The organism is Sediminivirga luteola, assembly GCF_014639315.1.
Lineage (GTDB): Bacteria > Actinomycetota > Actinomycetes > Actinomycetales > Brevibacteriaceae > Sediminivirga > Sediminivirga luteola.
The window spans coordinates 31,719-48,095 of sequence record NZ_BMFY01000008.1 but is presented as its reverse complement, the minus strand read 5'-3'; the positions used below and the strand labels follow the sequence as shown (position 1 = coordinate 48,095).

Genomic DNA, 16,377 nt, shown 5'->3' with positions numbered 1-16,377 from the left:
GCGGAGTCAGGACGCGGCCGGCTCACTGGAAGGACCACTGGCCGGCCCGCTCGCCACCGCCGCCAGCTCGTCGCTCATGATCTCCAGGAAGTCCATCTGGGCCGGGCTCAGCTGCCGCCACGGTGAGGTCTGAAGCTGCGCGCTGCGCTGGCGGAGTTCGGGATCGGTCAGCTCCGCCAGCGCCAGGCCGCGCCGTGCCGCGTCCGGCACCGTCAAGGTCGAGCCGAAGGCGACGCCGCCACCGAGCCTGGCGAACTCGATGAGCGCCTCGTGCTGATCGCATTCGAGGACCGGTTCCAGCTCACGCCCTGCATTGCGTGCGGCCTGCACCAGCAGCTCGCGTTGCGAACTCTGCCCCCGCAGCAGCGCGCAAGGATGGTCGAGCGCCTCGGCGATGCCCAGTTGGCCGCGCCCGGCCAGGTGGTGGCCGGCTGCCACGATCGCGTACGTGGGCAGGTAGACCGCGTGCTCGATCCTGACGCCCTCGGCTGGCCTGGTCGAGAAGGTCGCCGCCAGGTCCACCCGTTCCTCGGCCACCAGCCGGGTGGCCTCTTCGTTGCTGACGGTGACCGATCGCAGCCGGACAGCCGGGTACCGGGTGCGCAGGCGCACGGCGACACGGGCCATGAGGGTGGTGGAGAACGCGCTGGAGCACGCCACATCGAGGACTTCGGCGACGTCGTGGACCGCTTCGCCGAGGCGATCGGCAGCATGAAGTTCTTCCTCGTGGTCATCTTCTTCATCGCGCAGTTCAGCGCCTACTTCTCCTGGACCAACATCGGGCTGTGGATCTCCGTCAACGGCGCGGACTTCCTGCTGTCCATCGACGCCACGGGCTTCGGAGTGCTCTTCGGCGTGATCGTGGTCTCCGCGCTGCTGACGCTGTTGATCACGAGCGGTTCGGGACTGTGGGCCATCCTGGCGCCGATCTTCGTGCCCATGCTCATGCAGGTGGGCTTCCATCCCGCGGCTATCCAGATGGCATACCGCATCGGCGACGGCTCGACGTCGATGATCACCCCGCTCATGCCTTACATGATCGTGATCCTGGGGTTCATGCGCGAATGGGACAAGGACAAGAAGCTCGGGCATCTCATCTCGAACACCCTCCCCTATGCCATTGCCGTGTTCGTGACGCAGACGCTCGTGTTCCTCGGGTTCTACTATCTGGACATCCCCCTAGGACCGGGCATCGGCTTCCACCTGGAATGACCGCCACGCATCACCAGCCGCGTAGAAACACCATCCGAACAGAGAGGTTCACCGTGACCCGACAGGCCGCCATCGACGCCGCCCACGCCTACGCCGACTCCGGCCGGCTGCTGGCCGATGTGACCGAGGGGGTGCGTTACCGCACCGTCAGCGCCGCACCCGCGGACAGCGCCGAGATACGCCGCTACCTGGACGAATATCTCGTTCCCCGACTGCGGCGGATGGGCTTTGCCACCCGGATCGAGCCCAACCCCGCCTCCCCCGCCCACCCGTTCCTGCTGGCCGTGCGGGAGGAGAAGGACGCGCCGTTCACTGTGCTGACCTACGGTCACGCTGATGTGCAGCCGGCTCAGGAGGGCCAGTGGCGCGGGGGCCTGGACCCCTGGGAGCTCGTGGTCGAGGGCGACCGCTGGTACGGCCGCGGCACCGCCGACAACAAGGGACAGCACAGCATCAACCTGGCGGCGCTCGAACAGGTGATCGCGGCGCGCGGGGGGCGGCTGGGCTACACGGTCAAGGCGATCTTCGAAACCGGGGAGGAATCCGGTTCGCCGGGACTCTCAGAAGCCTGCCAGCGGCACGCGGACGAACTCGCCGCCGATGTGCTGATCGCCTCCGACGGTCCGCGCATCTCCGCACCAACCCCCACCATGTTCCTGGGCTCTCGCGGCATGAGCATGCTGCGGCTCGAGGTGCCGCTGCGTGAGGGCTCCTACCACTCCGGCAACTGGGGCGGGCTGCTGGCCAATCCCGCGACGATCCTCGCCAACGCCATCGCCGCCCTCGTCAACGGCCGTGGCCGGCTCCTGGTGGGCGAGCTGAAGCCGGAGGACATCCCCGCGTCCGTGCGGCGCGCGGTGGCCCGGCTCACCGTCGGCGGAGAACCGGGCGATCCCGAGCTCAGTGAGAACTGGGGCGAACCCGGTCTCACGCCGGAAGAACGGGTTCTCGCCTGGAACACCCTCGAAGTGCTGGACCTCCTGGCCGGGGACCCGCACCAGCCGGTGGGCGCCATTCCCGGCACCGCCGCCGCGACCGTGCAGCTGCGGTTCGTGGTGGGCACGGACGAGGAGCGGATCGCCGAGCACGTCCGCGCGCACCTGGACCGTGCCGGATTCGGCAGCGTGCAGGTGACGGAGCTGGCGCGGATGTCCGCCACGCGCCTGGACCCGGAGGACGCCTGGGTGAAGCTGACCGAGAGCTCTCTGCGGCGCACCACCGGCGCGGAAGTGGCGATCCTGCCGAATCTCGGCGGGAGCCTGCCCAACCGCGCCTTCGCCGCCGGTCTCGGCCTACCGACCGTCTGGGTTCCGCACTCCTACCCGGGATGCGCCCAGCACGCCCCGAACGAGCACCAGCTGGCTTCCCTGAGCCGGGAAGCGATGGGGCTCATGGCGGGGTTGTTCTGGGACCTGGGCGAGGAGGGCGCGCAGGCCGCCGGCCGGTCCTGACGTCAGCCGCGCCGGGCCAGCCCCGCAGCCTCGGTGAACTCCTGCTCGATCTCGTCCAGCTGCTCGCGGCGGGCCGGCAGCAGCAGGCTGACGATGACGGCGATCAGCAGCCCGGCGGCGAATCCCGGGATGATCTCGTACAGGTCCGTGCCCCAGGCCTCCCAGGCGAACACCGTCACGGTTCCGGCGACCATGCCCGCCAGCGCGCCCCAGGTGCTCAGCCGGCGCCAGAACAGGGCCAGCAGGATGACCGGGCCGAACGAGGCACCGAAGCCGGCCCAGGCGAAGGAGACCAGGCCCAGGATGGTGTCGCTGGGGTCGATGGCCAGCAGCGCGGCGATCACGGCGATGGCCAGGACGCATCCGCGGCCCATCAGCAGCAGGACCCGCTGCGGGGGCCGCGAGCCGGCCAGCGCGCCGTAGAGGTCCTCCACGAGCGCCGAGGAGCACACGATGAGCTGGCTGGACACGGTGCTCATGATCGCCGCGAGAACCGCCGCCAGGACGAAACCGGCCAGGAGCGGGTGCAGGAGCAGCTGCGAAAGGGCCAGCATGACGGTCTCGGGATCGCTCAGCTCGGCTCCGGTCGTCGTGACGTACGCCAGGCCGATGAGGCCACCCGCCACGGCGCCGGTCAGGGAGATCAGCATCCAGCCGATCCCCATCCGCCGGGCGGGCCTGGCGGCCGCCGGGTCGGTCAGGGCCATGAAGCGGATGATGATGTGCGGCTGGCCGAAGTAGCCCAGTCCCCAGGCCACGGCGGAGACGATGCTCAGCACGGTGGCACCGGTCAGCGCCGATCCGGCCGTCAGGGACAGGCGCCCGGGGCCGGCCTCTGCGATGGCTGCCAGCGTCTCAGCCGGACCGCCGAGCGCGATGACGGCGATGACCGGCACCACGATGAGGGCCACCATCATCATCAGCCCCTGGACCACATCGGTCAGGGATGCTCCCAGGAATCCGCCGAACATGGTGTAGAGCAGCGTGACCGCGCCGACGACCACCATGCCGGTCACGTACCCGGTGCCGAAGGTGCTCTCGAAGAACACGCCGCCGGCGACCATGCCGGAGGAGACGTAGAAGGTGAAGAAGATCAGGATGATCGCCCCGGAGACGATGCGCAACGCCCGGGAGGAGTCCCTGAGGCGGTTGCCCAGGAAGCTCGGGACGGTGATCGAGTTGCGCGAGACCTGGCTGTACGCCCGTAGCCGCGGCGCCACGAAACGCCAGTTCAGATAGGCGCCGATGGTCAGGCCGACGGCGATCCACGCCTCGATGAGGCCGGCGAGGTAGATCGCGCCGGGCAGTCCCATCATGAGCCAGCCGGACATGTCCGAGGCGCCGGCGCTCAGCGCCGCCGCCCAGGAGGGAAGGCGCCGGCCCGCCAGCATGTAGTCCTCGTGCCCGGCGGTGCGGCGATAGGCGTAGAAGCCGATGGCGAGCATGGCGGCGAAGTAGATCGCAATGGCCGCCAGCTGATACGACTGGTCGCTCACAGTGGGTCCTCGATTCGTGGTCAGAGCCACTACACCCTGCCACAGCCGGATGCCGCCGGCAAACCTCTCCTCACGCCGGCACGCGGGGTTGTGCCGGAAGCACATCCGCCGGATCCGAAACTCAGCCAGAAGCCCCGCAGGAAGTCAAGGGTCGTATTCGCGACCGCGCACCTTTATCGTGGGCAGTACGGCGTCCCCGCGCCGGGCCGGCGGTGCCGATCGGCCTTCCCTGGGCGATCACGGCCACCGGCAGGTCCCCTCATCCCCATCCCCTCATGGAGGTTCCCATGTCCGAACTGCCCGACTCCCCCGCTCCCCTGTCCTCCGGCCCGAGCCGCCGCCTCGTCCTGATCACCGCCGCCGGCGCGGCCTCCGTCCTGGGGGCCGGCCTCATCGGCGGCGGCCTCGACGTGCCACCGGCGCTCGCGGCCACCCTGAAGAACGGCCGCTGGTGCAATCCGGCCATCGGCACTCTCACCTCCGGTTACGGCGACACCGCCGGCCGCCAGTACCCGCATGCCGGCTGGGACATCGCCAATCCCACCGGCACGCCGATCTACGCCGCCGCCGCGGGCACCGTGGTGCGCCGCGGCTGGAACGTCATCACGGGCCGGACCGGCAACGGCCTGGTCGTCTCCCATGGAAGCAACGTCTACACCTACTACGGGCACCTCTCGGCGTTCCGGGTCTCGCAGGGCGCCAGCGTCAAGGCCGGGCAGCGCATCGGCGATATGGGCGCCACCGGCAATGTGACCGGGCCGCATCTGCACTTCGAGGTGCAGACGGGCTCGATCGGCTCGGACACGAATCCGCGGACGTACCTGTCCAACCGGGGCTCGCAGATCGGCGGCAGTCAGTGGCCGGCGCTCGATCCGGAGGCACGTGGCGAACGGGCCCGGGCGATCCAGTACCTGTTGCGGCAGCGGGGCCGGTCCGTCACCATCGACGGTTATATGGGCCCGCAGACCACCTCTGCGGTGAAGTCCTGGCAGTCCTCTCAGGGACTGGTCGCCGACGGGCAGATCGGCCCGAAGAGCTGGCCCAAGCTGATCTACACGCTCACCCGCAGCAACGCCGACGGCAATCATGTGCGTGCCCTGCAGACCGTCATGAACAAGCGCAGCGCGGGATTGCTGGTGGACGGCAACTTCGGCCCGGTGATGGACACCGCGCTGAAGAACTGGCAGCGCGCCAACCGCCTGGCCGCGGATGGGCAAGCAGGCCCCGTCACCTGGCGCGCGCTGGTGAGCTGAGCTTCCAGTAGCCGCAGAAGGTCACCCGCCCCTTGTCCACTTCGCGGTCGCGCACCAGATGGCGCCGCACCCCGGTGGCAAGAGCCGATTCGCCCGCCGCGAAGGCATAGGGATCGCCCGGCGGGAACCGGAGCGCCGCCAGAGCCGGGAGCAGCACCGACCCGGGTGCTGCTCCCGGCTCCCGGACGAGCCAGTGCACCGTGAAGCCCGGGGGCGGTTCCACCGGCTGCGCGTCCCGCTCATCGAAGAGTTCGATCAGCGCGTGTCCCGTCGCCTCGCGCGGCAGATCCCGCAGGATTCCCGCAGCGGCGGGCAGACCGCTCTCGTCCGCGGCAATCAGGTGCCACCCGGCGGGGACGGGCTTCCAGCCGCAGCCCTGGTCGATCAGCGCGGCTTCGTCCCCAGGTTCTGCGCGCTCAGCCCAGGGACCGGCGATGCCGTCGCTGCCGTGAACCAGGAAGTCCACATCGAGCTCCGGACCGGCGGCGCGGAAGTCCCGCACGGTGTAGTTGCGCACGACCGGCCGCATCCCCTTCGGCACGGTCAGGTACCGCAGGTAGCCGCGCATGCCGAACCGGTCCGGCATGCGGTCCAGGCCCAGGTCATCGCGGATCGGCAGGGCCAGGCGGAACCACTGGTCGAATCCCCGGAACTCGAAACGTTCCAGGTCCGCACCCCCGAAGGTCACCCGGGTCATATGCGGAGTGACCCGCTGCCGGCGAAGCACCTGCACCCGCAGCAACCCCGACTCGGCGTGGGTGACGGTGACATTGCTCATGGTCGTCCTCGACGTCTGCGCCCGCGCCCTCGGCAGGCTCCAGACATTGAGGCTACCACTTGCTTAGCCTTACCTAAATGGCCCCGGCTCGGGCGAGGGGCCTGCCCGCGGCCAGCCACATCGGATTGCAGCGGTCCAGCTCCGTCAGGCGGTGAGCTGGCGTTCGACGGCGGCGATGCGTTCGTTGAGCACCCGCTGGAGGCGCAGGCTCTCCGCGGATGCGCTGGTCACGGTGGCGGCCACGGCACGGGTGCTCGCATTGACCTCGCCCACGGCGGCGCTCACCGCAGATTCCGCGTGCTCCAGGGTTCCCGCAAGGTCGTGCACCGACGCGGCGATGGCGCCGCCCATGCGCCCCACGGCGTGTTCCAGGCTGGCGAAACCCGCGACCACCGCGGCAGTCGTGCGGCGCTGCTCCCAGATCTGCGCAAAGACCGGATCGCGCTGAGCCTCGTACACCAGGCTTCCCAGCCGGCGCAGAAGCGTACCGGCCGCGGCACCGAGGACCGCGGTGTCGACGGACGAGGGAAACGGCGGCAGCGGCGTCTCCCCGCCCCCGCGGCGGTACTCGCCGGCATGACCCGCGTATGCCCCGGGCAGCGCCTGGAGTGCCTGGATGGCGCGGTGATATCCGCCCAGCGCGGCATAGGCCCCCTCGATGGCGGACCAGAACGGCGAGTAGGCGCCGTTGCGGAAGTGGGCTCCGGCATCGGCGGCATGTCCGCGCGCGGTGGCGAGCCAACCCTGCAGCGACTCAATCGTGTCGATGGCGTCGGCGGCGGCCCGGCTGGCACCATCGTAGGCGCGGGCGAGCTCGTCGCGCCGAGCTTGCTCCTTCCGTTCGCGCTCGTGCCGCCGGGCCGAGCGGCCAGCGCGGAACGCCGAGGAGGCGCCCAGCAGCATACCGAGGGCGACGACTGCGCCCACCAGTCCCAGGTAGACCTGCCAGAAAGGCGCGGCGGAGTCGAGCACCACGAAATATGCCACTGTCCAGCCGAAGAGCAGCGGGAGGGCGCTGTAGAAACCGAGACCGAGGCCGAGCGTGAGCCCGGCGCCCACCGGATTGTCCTTCTGTGCCACGAGCCGATGATCCCAGCCCCGGCCGGCGGGCCGGTAGCTCCAGTTTCATAGCATCCGGTCCGTCAACGTCGCCGGCGCCGGCCTGTTCAGCCCTTCAGGTGCCCGTGCGTGTGCAGGTACAGGTCGCGGAGCAGGCAGACCTCCGCGAGGTGGTGGATGAGTTCGCGGTGGATGTGGAGCACCAGACGCGCCATCGGATCCTGCTCGAATCCATGCTCGCCGCACGGTTCAGCCAGACGTTCCGCGCTCAGCGACCTCACGCCGGCCAGCCAGGCGGCGTACTCGGCGTCAAGCTGGGTGAGCGCCTCAGCAGCGGTCGGAGCGTAGTCGAAGGACTCATAGTCGGTGGCGGCACGGCCGAAGTGGCTGGCGTTGCGCATCGCCAGGACTCCGACGATCACATGACCCAGGCGCCATGCGATGGTGGTCACCGGCGCCGGCTCCGGCGGAGGAAAGGCGAAGTCGATGGTCATCGCACCCGAGCCGCCCTGCACCGGGGCGGTGCCGGAGCCGCGGGGACGGACGCTCCAGGAGCCGGGCGCCGGCTCCCAGAAGTACTCCTCATCGCTCAGGCCTTCCAGTCGCGGCCGTAACTGGTGCGTCCAATGCCAATCGAACTGGTCGCGGAGCAGGTGGCCCCAGTCCAGGGCTTGCGGTGTCTGTGCGTTCATCTCTGTGGTCATGTGTCCACTATGGCGGCATCCGCGGACAGGATCGTTCCGTGGAGTTCTTGTGCTGCTGTGTTGTGCCGGCTCCGTGGTCTCAGCCCGGGGGTGCGGGCCTTCGCCGGGGCCTCATTCCGCCTCTGGGGCTGCTCTGCGTGAAGACCCTGCCGGCGCCGGGCCGGTGACCGCTTCCATGAAGCTGCGCATGAGCGGGCTACGGCGTCGCGGCAGCCATGCGAGTTTCAAGGGGACGGGTGGGGCGCCGGTGAGCGCGATGTAGACGATGCCGGTGTGCAGATAGCTGCCCGCGGCCGAGGCCGCAGTCGCGCCGACGCCGCGGCCGGCCGCGATCAGGGCGATCCACTCGTCGTAGTTGCGGCATTCCACCGTGCGCGGCGGGCGCTTGCCCGGCGGCCAGAGCCCGGGGCGGGTATTGCCGTTGAGGGTGTTGACCACGACCGGATGCGTGCCCAGTTCAAGCCAGTCGATCCGGTCGAGAGCCGCCAGCGGCGAACGGCTGCTCACCGCCGCCACCCGTGGCTCGTTGAGCAACGTCCGCACGGCCACCCCGTCGGGGACGGTCTCGTGCCGGATCAGCGCCACATCCACCTCACCGCTGAGGAGCGCGGCGTCGATGTCGTCCCGGCGCAGCAAATCCGCCTGCGCCCCGGTGGCCGCCTCGAACGAAGCCACCTTCTCCGCAGCCCAGGGGTCCGGCAGCACCCAGGAGAAGCCGACTCTCAGGATCCGCTCGCGCCGCACATCGGCCACGGCGTGGTCGAGGTCGTGCAGAACCGCACGGACGCGGAGCAGGAAGTCGCGGCCGGCGGCGGTCAGCTCGACCGTGCGCGACGTCCGCTCGAACAGCTGGACGCCCAGAGACGATTCGAGCTGCTGCACGGTACGGGACAGAGCGGGCTGAGTGATCCTCAGCCGGGCACTCGCGGCGGTGAAGGAACCGGCATCGGCGACCGCGCTGAACGCCCGCAGGTGCCGCAGCTGAAGATCCATAACTCCCAAGCATAGATGCTCCGGCACCGGCAATTCCGCGTGCGGTCCCGGCTGCGTAGGGTCGTTCGTAGCGCGCAGGACCGGTCTGTCCCGGCAGGAGTCCCCGCCGCGCGCCACCGTTCGTCACCAGGAGGCCACGTCATGACAGGATCCCGTCTGCTCGATTCCCGGTTGCCGATCGTGGCCGCGCCCATGGCCGGCGGACCGACGACTACCGCCCTCGCGGCAGCCGTCAGCAGAGCGGGCGGGTTCCCGTTCCTCGCCGGCGGCTACAAGAGCGTCGACGCCCTGCGTTCGGAGATCGAAGAGATGCGCGGGCTCGATGCCCCCTTCGGCGTCAACCTGTTCGTACCGGAAGGCCGCAGCCCGGATCTGAGCGCTTTCACCGGCTATGCGGGGCGGTTGCAGCCGGAGGCCGACGAGTTCGGTCTGCAGCTGGACCCCGCGCCGGTCTGGGACGACGATTCCTGGGACGCCAAGCTCGAACTGCTGCTGTCGCTGCAAGTGCCCGTGGTGTCACTGACCTTCGGACTGCCCGATCAGAGCGACATCGCCGCTCTGCAACTGTCCGGCGCACGCGTGCTCGCCACTGTCACGACGCCCGAGGAGGCACGGGCCGCGCAGCAGGCGGGCGCCGATGGGCTCGTCGTCCAGGGCCCGGGAGCGGGCGGCCACAGCGCGATTCACGATCCTGGCTGCCTGCCGGCAGAGGTCCCGACCGCCGAGCTGGTCGGGCAGATCAGCGTTGCCACCGGGCTTCCGGTGGTGGGGGCAGGGGGCGTCGACGGGCCGGTGTCGTTCCGGGCGGTTCTCGATGCGGGAGCCGAGGCCGTCGCCGTGGGCACGCTGCTCCTGCGGACCGACGAGGCCGGCACCTCCCCCACGCACCGCGCGGCCCTGGCGGAAGGGACGAGGGAGACGGTTCTCACCCGCGCGTTCACCGGCAGGCCCGCCCGGGCACTGCGCAACGGGTTCATCGACCGGCACCAGGACGCCGCACCGGTCGGTTACCCGGCCGTCCACCACCTCACGCGCGCACTGCGTCAGGCGGCAGGAGCGGCGGGCGATGCCGAGCGGCTGCACCTCTGGGCCGGCACCGGATACCGGCAGGCGCGGACCGGTCCGGCAGGCGAGGTGATCCGGTGGCTGGCACAGGACCTGTGACGGCGCTCATCGATTTTGCGTCCGCCCCGGGGTCCGCTACTATTGATCAGGTCGCCGGGAAGCCGGCACGGGGGTATGGCGCAGTTGGTAGCGCGTCTGCATGGCATGCAGAAGGTCACGGGTTCGAATCCCGTTACCTCCACCCCGCGCACAAGGCTCGAACCCTTGCCAATGGAATCGTTGGCTGGGGTTCGGGCCTTGTTGCCGTTCTGGGTCCAGTTGAGGGCATTGGCGTTGACCTCGGGGTCGAGGAGCATCTCGAAGGGTCGGTTGTTCTCGACGCGGAGTTCGTTGTCTTCGTCGATGTAGACCTTGGTGAAGAAGGCTTGGTTGCACAGGCGCCGGTTGGCGTCGTCGCACCGTTGGTAGATGTCGGCGCAGTTGGCCAGGAGTCCGAGGGCGTCGTCGAGGTGAGCGCGGGCGTCGGCGTAGTCGCCGTGGTGGGCGTCGATACGCCGGTTGAGGCGGTCGAGTTCGCCCAGGACGCGGTCTTGTTCTCGTTTGAGGACGGGCAGCGGGATGGCGTCGGCGTAGTGGGCTTGCATGAGCCGGTCTTGTTCGTGTTCGAGCCGGTCTCGGTGAGTGGTGAGGCGTTCGAGTTCGTCGGTCTCGGCGGCCATGAGTCGGTCGAACTCGTGGTGGAGCATCCCGGAGAGTGCGTCGCGCTGGGCGGGGCTGATCTGTACGCGGGTGTAGTAGTCCTCGATCAGCTTCTCGACGTCTTCGATCAGGATCGCGCCGCGGGTGCAGTCGGTGCGTTTGGAGTGCCGGCCGGAGCACACGAAGTAGCAGTAGACGTTGCCGTGTCGGTTCTTGGCGTTGGAGACGATCAGCCGGGACCCGCATTGTCCGCAGTGGATGGTGCCTTTGAGGTAGTGGTCGTGGACCTGGGTGGCTTCGGCGGCGGTCTTGTGAGCGGTGAGCACGGACTGGACCTGGTACCAGACCTCGGGTGGGACGAGGGCGGGGTGGGTGCCCTTGTAGCGCGTGCCGCGGTAGACGACATCGCCCTTGTAGTAGGGATTGGTCAGCAGGCGATGTACCGAGGAGACCGCCAGCGGCTTCGACGGCCGCTTCGGGGTGGGCAGACTGACCAGTCCGCGGGAGGTGAGTTCGTCGTGGAGCTGGCTGACGGTCCAGTTCCCCGAGGCGTAGGCCTTGAACGCCCACTCGATCAGGGGCGCTCGCTCGGGGTCGAGTTCGACGGTGCGGACCTCGCGGCCTTGGTCGTCGCGGGTGCGGACGTTGAGGTAGCCGATCGGTGCCTTGCCGAGGGTGCCACCGCTGATGGCCTTCTGGGTCATGCCCTTGGTGACCTCGGTGGCGAGGTTGCGGGAGTAGAACTCCGCGATGGTGGACATGATCCCGTGTAGCAGCATCCCCGAGGGGGTCTCGTCGATGTTCTCCGTCGCCGAGACGAGCATGACTCCGGCCTGTTGGAGGGCGAGGTGGATGGTCACGTCGTCGGCGCGGTTGCGGGCGAGCCGGTCGACCTTGTGGACGATGCAGTAGGCGACCTTGTTGGTCTTGACGTACTGGATCATCCGCATTAGGTCGGGCCGGTCGGCGGACTTGGCCGAGGCTCCGGCGTCGACGAATTCCTCCACGATCGCCGCGCCGAGCTGGTCGGCTTTGCGGCGCACCGCGTCGCGTTGAGCGGGGATGGAGAAGCCTTCGTCGGTGCCGCCCTTGGAAGCCTGTTCACGGGTGGAGACCCGCAGGTAGGAGATCGCGACCGCGGTGCTGGTGGGCGGGTCGATCAGGCTGCCGGCTGGATCGGTAGCAGTCGTTGTGGTGGTCATCGGGTCCTTGCCTCTCACGCGATTCGACCCTCGCGCTCCCAGACGCCTGGGAGGAGTGTTGATCGTGAGAGCAGCCATCGGTGTGGCTGTAGGACGAGACCCGACCGGGTCACGGTGCGTGTTGCCCACCCGTGCGGGTGAGGTTTGGGACCACAACACCCCGCGTACGCGAGGCTTGCTGGTGTCATTCTACCAACGGGCCTGCGACACTCGCCGCTGAGCGGAGGGCTGCGGCTGGGTCGCGGTAGGTCTCAGGTGGTTCGGCGGCGCGGCGGTCGGCGCGGCTGCGGCCAGTCTCCTGCAAGGTCAACCGGATCAGCACCTCGGCGAGCTTGTGCAGATCGGCCGGGTCCCGGTGCACGGCCCGGACGGAGAAGGAGCGGTCTTCGTAGCGGCGCCGGTCGGTCTTCTTCATGTAGCCGCCCATCACTCCCGCACCTCCCCGGTGACCGGGTCAACATCGAGGTCGTCGTCGAGGCTGGCGTAGAACTCGTCCTCGGCCTCCTGGCGTCTGCGGACCTGAGCGTGGACGAACTCCACGAACTCGGCGTCGCGGTCGGCGATCACCACATCCTCCACCGGCGGTCCGGGTTCTTCGCCCGGCCAGGTGGTCTGCCGGGTGGGCCGGTCACGATCGATCCGGGTGCCCGAGGCGGCCACCCAGTCCCGGAGGCGGGCGCGGGCGTCGGCGAAGTCGCGGTGCCAGCCGATCGCCGCGGAAGCATTCTGCTCGGGGTCGTAGGCACCCAGCCAGTGCAGGTGCAGCGCGGACAGTTCCCAGACCAGTTCGGGGTGGTGGTGCCAGAACGGCGGCAGCACGCTGACGGGAAGTCCGTAGGTGTGGCGCAACCAGTCCACCCACCGGTTCAGCGCGAGCCATTCGGTTTCCAGGTCATGCGCGGACAGCAGGTTCCAGTTCACCGGGTGCGGCATCTCGGGCACATCGGCGTCGCTGACGCGCGGCGGACCGTCGAACACATCCGGCTCATCCAACTCCGGCCCCTCACCGTTGGTCGGGTCGGCGCCGGGTGGATCGGCCTCGGGGGTGTCAGTCATGATGCTCGGCTCCCGGCGTTCACAGGCCGATGGCCGTGGATTGCGGTGCCTGGGCGGGCCGGGACGGTGGCTCGAACGCGGCCGCGTCCCGCTCCGCCGCTGCGCGGCGTGGGGTGCGGTCAACCTCATAACGGGTGCGGGCGGTGTCGTGACCGATCTTCTTGGCCACGAACTCCTCGCTCTCGACTGCCTGGCCGTCGCGTTCGTAGTTGACCTCGCGGGTGTAGCCCTCGGCGATGAAGTTGTCGCCCTTGGTGAACCGGTCATGCGCGTGTTCGGCCGGCCGGCCGAACATCACCAGATGGTGATAGGTCGTCTCGGTCTGGGTGAACGATCCGTCGTCCTCGCGGCGGAAGTGCTCCTTGCCGACCCGGGCGTAGAACCGAGGATCACCCTTCGAGGTCTGGCTGAGTTGGGGGTCCGAGGCGATGAACCCGGAGAACGACTCCTGGGTGCGGATAGCCATCTGACTCTCCTCCTGACACTCACGCGACCCCGCCGATCGGAGCCGCTGATGTCAGGCAGGTGCACAGGCAACCCCAGGCCCCGGTTACGAGCCGGGGCCGCGCAGCAGCGCCTCGACCTCGGCCCGATCGGCCGTCAACTGAGCCGCGTCAGGACGTGAGGGCCAAGGGCGCAGGTCGGTGACGATCGGGGGTGCTGAGCGCAGCAGGGTCACCCCGGTGCCGAACGGCAGTGTCCTGATTCGGTCTGGCGGCAGGATCGGCACCCGGCGGATGGAGCGTTGGTTGGAGCGGGTGCCGTGATCGCCCAGGGTCACCGAGTCGGTGTACTCGTCGCGTTCGCCGATGAGGGTGGAGAGGTCTTGGAGGTCGCGGGAGTTGGAGGCGCCACCGAGGATGATCTTGACGATGGAGGCGTCCCAGATGGCTCCGGCGGCGTTGTCGGACCATTTCTCTCGCGCCTGAGCCAATGACTGGAGCACTGGCAGGGTGGTGATGCCGGTGCCGCCGCCTTCGGCCATGAGCGTTGGCAGGGAGGGCAAGGGGGCGAGGTTGCCGATCTCATCCAGCGCCAGCAGCAGCGGCGGGTCCAGACGTGCGCCGGGCGAGCGTGCGGCGATGCGGCGTGCGGTCTCGACGAGGTCTTCGACGAACGCCGCCACCAGCGCAGCGGAGGCGCCGGCGCCGGCGCCGGTGGCGAGGAGGTAGAGGGTCCCTCGGGCTTGGAGGAAGGCTTCGGGGTCGAAGTCCTCACCAGCCCGCGGTGAGACCGCATCAAGCACCCGAGGGTCGGCCAGGGCTCCGAGGGCCAGTGCGACGCCTTGCCAGATGGAGTCGCGGGTCTTGGGGTCAGAGTCGATCATCGCCCCGAGGGAGTCGGCCCACCCTGTCGCTGCGTGGGTTGTGTTGGTGAGGACGGCGACGGCTTCTGCGGCGGCGGTGGGGTCGAGAGTCCAGCGGAACAGCTCTGAGGGTGGTCGTCCGTCGAGGGCGGCGGCGTGCAGGAGGGCTTGCAGGGCGGTGCGGGTCTTGCCTTCCCAGAACCCGCCGGACTCAACCCCACCGGCGGAGAGCCCGGTGGCGGCGGCCAGTCCGGTGGCGCGGATCATCGCCGTGAGCGGGTCGTGGCAGCCGCGGATGGGTGACCAGCGCATCCCTGCGGGGATGCCCTCGGCGAGATGTTGGGGGTCAAAGACCGCCACTGGCCTGCCGTCGCGTTGGCGGGCGCGGAGGGTGACGGTGAGGTTGTCCGGCCGCGTGGAGGTGGTGACGACGGCGCCGGGGGCGTCGAGGATGGCGTTGATGACCACATGGAGGCCTTTGCCCGATCGGGGCGGGCCGATGAGCAGGATCGAGTCCTCCACGCTGGCCCACACCGGCTTCCCGCGTGAGCGGCCCAGCAGATATCCGACCTCGGTTGGAGCCGGGCCCTTCAGCGAAGGGCGCAGCGTCGAGGCGCGCTTCAAGAGCGCCTTGGCCGAGGCGGTCTGGGTTACCTCGTGGGCGGTGGCGGTCCCGGCCAGGCGTCGCGGGTTGGTCTCGGCTTTCCTGGAATGGCGCCTGAGTCGCACCCATATCCACGCCCCGGCAGCGGTGAGGGTCGCAAGCATGAGCCCGGTGATGATCCAGTAGGCGACCGGGTTCAGTCCGTCGGCGTCGAGCGCGGTGGCGGGGTCGGTGGGGTTGAACAGCACACCGAGCCCGGAAGCTGGTCCGGCGGTGGGTTGGGGCGTGCCGGTCAGGAACGCCGCCACCGATCCTGCCGCGCGCAGGACGAGCGCGAAGCCGAACGCACCGATCAGGGCAACGATGGCGGCGTTGGTCAGCTCATCGCCCATGCCCCCGGTCTGCCGCTGCCCGCTCATCATGACAGCCGCCGGACGTGCAGGGTTCCGGAGACCCGGCCCAACAGCACGACCTCACCGGTGCCCTTGTCGAGCAGATCAGCGAGGTGGCTGGTGTCGATCAGGGCGCGAGCGCGGCCGGTGCCGGTGGCGTCGGTGTGAGCGACGATCAGCGCGACCGCGACATCCTCACCGGGCACGAACCCCTCGTAGGCAACTTCCACCCGTCCAAGCCGCCTGGTGTGGTTACGGCGGGTTTTCGGCAGCCGGGGGGCTGGCGGTTCTGACTGTTTGGGCGCGTTGGCCTGAATGAGGTCGGTGAACACGGAGCCGTCGGTTTCGCGGACCTCGATTCGTACCGTGACGGTGCGGTCATTCGTGATGGCGTCGAGCAGGCGCCCGAGAGTGCTGCGTGTCCATTGAGGAGCGTCTGGCGGTGGCGGGAACGGGGTCCCGTCGACGGTGACGTCCAGGCCGCCGTCCCCGGTCACCGTGATGATCACGTGCGGCACGACGACTGGCGCCTCATCGGCGATGCGTTCTGGCATGCGGCGGCGACCCTTCATCAGGCGTGCCGTATCCGTGAAATCTCGGTCGTCTCAAACGGCTCCATGCCGCTGAGGTGCACACCGTCACCCAGGTCGCGACCTGGGATTGCCGCAAGACGGCATACCAAACCACTCCAGTAGTATTAGTATCTGCGTATGAACGCGGATAGTAAGCAATGTGGAATGGACCCGTCGTCGGAGTTCGTGGACCTGGCGGCCGAGGTGCTGGGCATCCTGTCTGATCCGACCAGGATTAGAATCGTGCTCGCTTTGCGGCAGACCGATGAGCTGCCGGTGAACGCGCTGGCCGAGATCGTCGGCAAGAAGCCCTCCGGGGTCTCCCAGCATCTTGCCCGGTTGCGGATGGCGCGGATGGTCACCACCCGGCAGGAAGGCACCCGTGTGCTGTACCGCCTCGCCGATGAGCACGCCCTTGCCGTGGTCACCGAGGCGATCAAGCAGGCCGAACACGCTGTCGCGGGCGGACAGATCCCCCCGCACCACCACGGGCCGAGCTCGTGACGACACTGTTCTTCGCGGGCGAGTCGTGAGG

At 69.2% G+C, this 16,377-nt stretch carries 16 protein-coding genes, 1 tRNA gene and 1 pseudogene; 6 read left to right on the top strand and 12 right to left on the bottom strand.

Features of this window, described 5'->3' with window-relative positions:
* Window positions 1-6: 6 nt before the first annotated feature.
* Entirely contained in the window at window positions 7-660 is a 654-nt protein-coding gene (locus tag IEW13_RS09985) for a LysR substrate-binding domain-containing protein (RefSeq protein WP_268235189.1), read from the bottom strand.
* Here IEW13_RS09985 and IEW13_RS09980 point away from each other — a divergent pair, their 5' ends adjacent.
* Together IEW13_RS09980 and IEW13_RS09975 are read left to right on the top strand one after the other, a co-directional pair.
* Entirely contained in the window at window positions 661-1,212 is a 552-nt protein-coding gene (locus IEW13_RS09980) for an AbgT family transporter (protein ID WP_268235193.1), read from the top strand.
* 53 nt (window positions 1,213-1,265) lie between these two features.
* Entirely contained in the window at window positions 1,266-2,663 is a 1,398-nt protein-coding gene (locus IEW13_RS09975) for a M20 family metallopeptidase (RefSeq protein WP_188550772.1), read from the top strand.
* Window positions 2,664-2,665: 2 nt separating this feature from the next.
* Here the strand turns inward: IEW13_RS09975 and putP are convergent, their stop codons facing one another.
* Complete coding sequence (gene putP, locus IEW13_RS09970; protein WP_268235188.1) at window positions 2,666-4,159, bottom strand: sodium/proline symporter PutP; 1,494 nt, start codon at window positions 4,157-4,159, stop codon at window positions 2,666-2,668.
* Window positions 4,160-4,446: 287 nt separating this feature from the next.
* Here putP and IEW13_RS09965 point away from each other — a divergent pair, with 287 nt between their 5' ends.
* Complete coding sequence (locus IEW13_RS09965; RefSeq protein WP_188550770.1) at window positions 4,447-5,412, top strand: peptidoglycan DD-metalloendopeptidase family protein; 966 nt, start codon at window positions 4,447-4,449, stop codon at window positions 5,410-5,412.
* Here IEW13_RS09965 and IEW13_RS09960 read toward each other — a convergent pair.
* The 4 genes from IEW13_RS09960 to IEW13_RS09945 form a co-directional block, all read right to left on the bottom strand.
* On the bottom strand, window positions 5,387-6,190 hold the full coding sequence (locus tag IEW13_RS09960) for a siderophore-interacting protein (RefSeq protein WP_188550769.1): 804 nt from the start codon (window positions 6,188-6,190) through the stop codon (window positions 5,387-5,389). The two genes, IEW13_RS09965 and IEW13_RS09960, sit on opposite strands and share 26 nt — an antisense overlap.
* A 144-nt stretch (window positions 6,191-6,334) precedes the next feature.
* Window positions 6,335-7,270 (bottom strand): hypothetical protein, encoded by a 936-nt coding sequence (locus IEW13_RS09955; protein ID WP_188550768.1) that lies wholly within the window; start codon window positions 7,268-7,270, stop codon window positions 6,335-6,337.
* A gap of 86 nt (window positions 7,271-7,356) precedes the next feature.
* The gene (locus IEW13_RS09950; RefSeq protein WP_229745068.1) at window positions 7,357-7,953 is read right to left on the bottom strand and encodes a DinB family protein; all 597 of its coding nucleotides are present in this window, start codon (window positions 7,951-7,953) and stop codon (window positions 7,357-7,359) included.
* Between the two features lie 111 nt (window positions 7,954-8,064).
* Complete coding sequence (locus tag IEW13_RS09945) at window positions 8,065-8,946, bottom strand: LysR family transcriptional regulator (protein WP_188550767.1); 882 nt, start codon at window positions 8,944-8,946, stop codon at window positions 8,065-8,067.
* Window positions 8,947-9,087: 141 nt separating this feature from the next.
* Here IEW13_RS09945 and IEW13_RS09940 point away from each other — a divergent pair, with 141 nt between their 5' ends.
* Window positions 9,088-10,110, top strand: a complete 1,023-nt coding sequence (locus IEW13_RS09940) for an NAD(P)H-dependent flavin oxidoreductase (RefSeq protein WP_188550766.1) — start codon at window positions 9,088-9,090, stop codon at window positions 10,108-10,110.
* A 69-nt stretch (window positions 10,111-10,179) separates the two neighbouring features.
* Window positions 10,180-10,252: transfer RNA gene (locus IEW13_RS09935), tRNA-Ala, on the top strand.
* Window positions 10,253-10,865: 613 nt separating this feature from the next.
* Here IEW13_RS09935 and IEW13_RS09930 read toward each other — a convergent pair.
* The 6 genes and pseudogenes from IEW13_RS09930 to IEW13_RS09905 all read right to left on the bottom strand — a co-directional run.
* Window positions 10,866-11,912 (bottom strand): annotated as a pseudogene (locus IEW13_RS09930) (recombinase family protein); the annotation flags it as partial.
* Window positions 11,913-12,096: 184 nt separating this feature from the next.
* Complete coding sequence (locus IEW13_RS09925) at window positions 12,097-12,339, bottom strand: hypothetical protein (RefSeq protein WP_005053517.1); 243 nt, start codon at window positions 12,337-12,339, stop codon at window positions 12,097-12,099.
* The gene (locus IEW13_RS09920; protein ID WP_005053518.1) at window positions 12,339-12,968 is read right to left on the bottom strand and encodes a hypothetical protein; all 630 of its coding nucleotides are present in this window, start codon (window positions 12,966-12,968) and stop codon (window positions 12,339-12,341) included. Before IEW13_RS09920 ends, IEW13_RS09925 begins: the two co-directional genes overlap by 1 nt.
* A gap of 19 nt (window positions 12,969-12,987) precedes the next feature.
* Complete coding sequence (locus tag IEW13_RS09915) at window positions 12,988-13,434, bottom strand: single-stranded DNA-binding protein (RefSeq protein ID WP_005053520.1); 447 nt, start codon at window positions 13,432-13,434, stop codon at window positions 12,988-12,990.
* 84 nt (window positions 13,435-13,518) lie between these two features.
* A complete protein-coding gene (locus IEW13_RS09910; protein ID WP_005053522.1) occupies window positions 13,519-15,300 on the bottom strand; it encodes a type IV secretory system conjugative DNA transfer family protein in 1,782 nt (593 codons plus the stop codon).
* Entirely contained in the window at window positions 15,297-15,824 is a 528-nt protein-coding gene (locus tag IEW13_RS09905; RefSeq protein WP_043341441.1) for a hypothetical protein, read from the bottom strand. Before IEW13_RS09905 ends, IEW13_RS09910 begins: the two co-directional genes overlap by 4 nt.
* 183 nt (window positions 15,825-16,007) lie before the next feature.
* Here IEW13_RS09905 and IEW13_RS09900 point away from each other — a divergent pair, with 183 nt between their 5' ends.
* Window positions 16,008-16,346 carry an ArsR/SmtB family transcription factor gene (locus IEW13_RS09900; RefSeq protein ID WP_005053526.1) on the top strand — a complete coding sequence of 113 codons (339 nt, stop codon included), beginning with the start codon at window positions 16,008-16,010 and terminating at the stop codon, window positions 16,344-16,346.
* The last annotated feature ends 31 nt before the right edge of the window (window positions 16,347-16,377 follow it).

Excerpts from the sequence above, each read along its gene's own strand:
- IEW13_RS09925 (WP_005053517.1), bottom strand. The coding sequence starts at position 12,339 with ATGGGCGGCTACATGAAGAAGACCGACCGGCGCCGCTACGAAGACCGC.
- IEW13_RS09900 (WP_005053526.1), top strand. The coding sequence starts at position 16,008 with ATGGACCCGTCGTCGGAGTTCGTGGACCTGGCGGCCGAGGTGCTGGGC.
- IEW13_RS09920 (WP_005053518.1), bottom strand. The coding sequence starts at position 12,968 with ATGACTGACACCCCCGAGGCCGATCCACCCGGCGCCGACCCGACCAAC.
- IEW13_RS09945 (WP_188550767.1), bottom strand. The coding sequence starts at position 8,946 with ATGGATCTTCAGCTGCGGCACCTGCGGGCGTTCAGCGCGGTCGCCGAT.
- IEW13_RS09965 (WP_188550770.1), top strand. The coding sequence starts at position 4,447 with ATGTCCGAACTGCCCGACTCCCCCGCTCCCCTGTCCTCCGGCCCGAGC.
- IEW13_RS09960 (WP_188550769.1), bottom strand. The coding sequence starts at position 6,190 with ATGAGCAATGTCACCGTCACCCACGCCGAGTCGGGGTTGCTGCGGGTG.
- IEW13_RS09940 (WP_188550766.1), top strand. The coding sequence starts at position 9,088 with ATGACAGGATCCCGTCTGCTCGATTCCCGGTTGCCGATCGTGGCCGCG.
- IEW13_RS09910 (WP_005053522.1), bottom strand. The coding sequence starts at position 15,300 with ATGATGAGCGGGCAGCGGCAGACCGGGGGCATGGGCGATGAGCTGACC.
- IEW13_RS09950 (WP_229745068.1), bottom strand. The coding sequence starts at position 7,953 with ATGACCACAGAGATGAACGCACAGACACCGCAAGCCCTGGACTGGGGC.
- IEW13_RS09915 (WP_005053520.1), bottom strand. The coding sequence starts at position 13,434 with ATGGCTATCCGCACCCAGGAGTCGTTCTCCGGGTTCATCGCCTCGGAC.
- IEW13_RS09905 (WP_043341441.1), bottom strand. The coding sequence starts at position 15,824 with ATGCCAGAACGCATCGCCGATGAGGCGCCAGTCGTCGTGCCGCACGTG.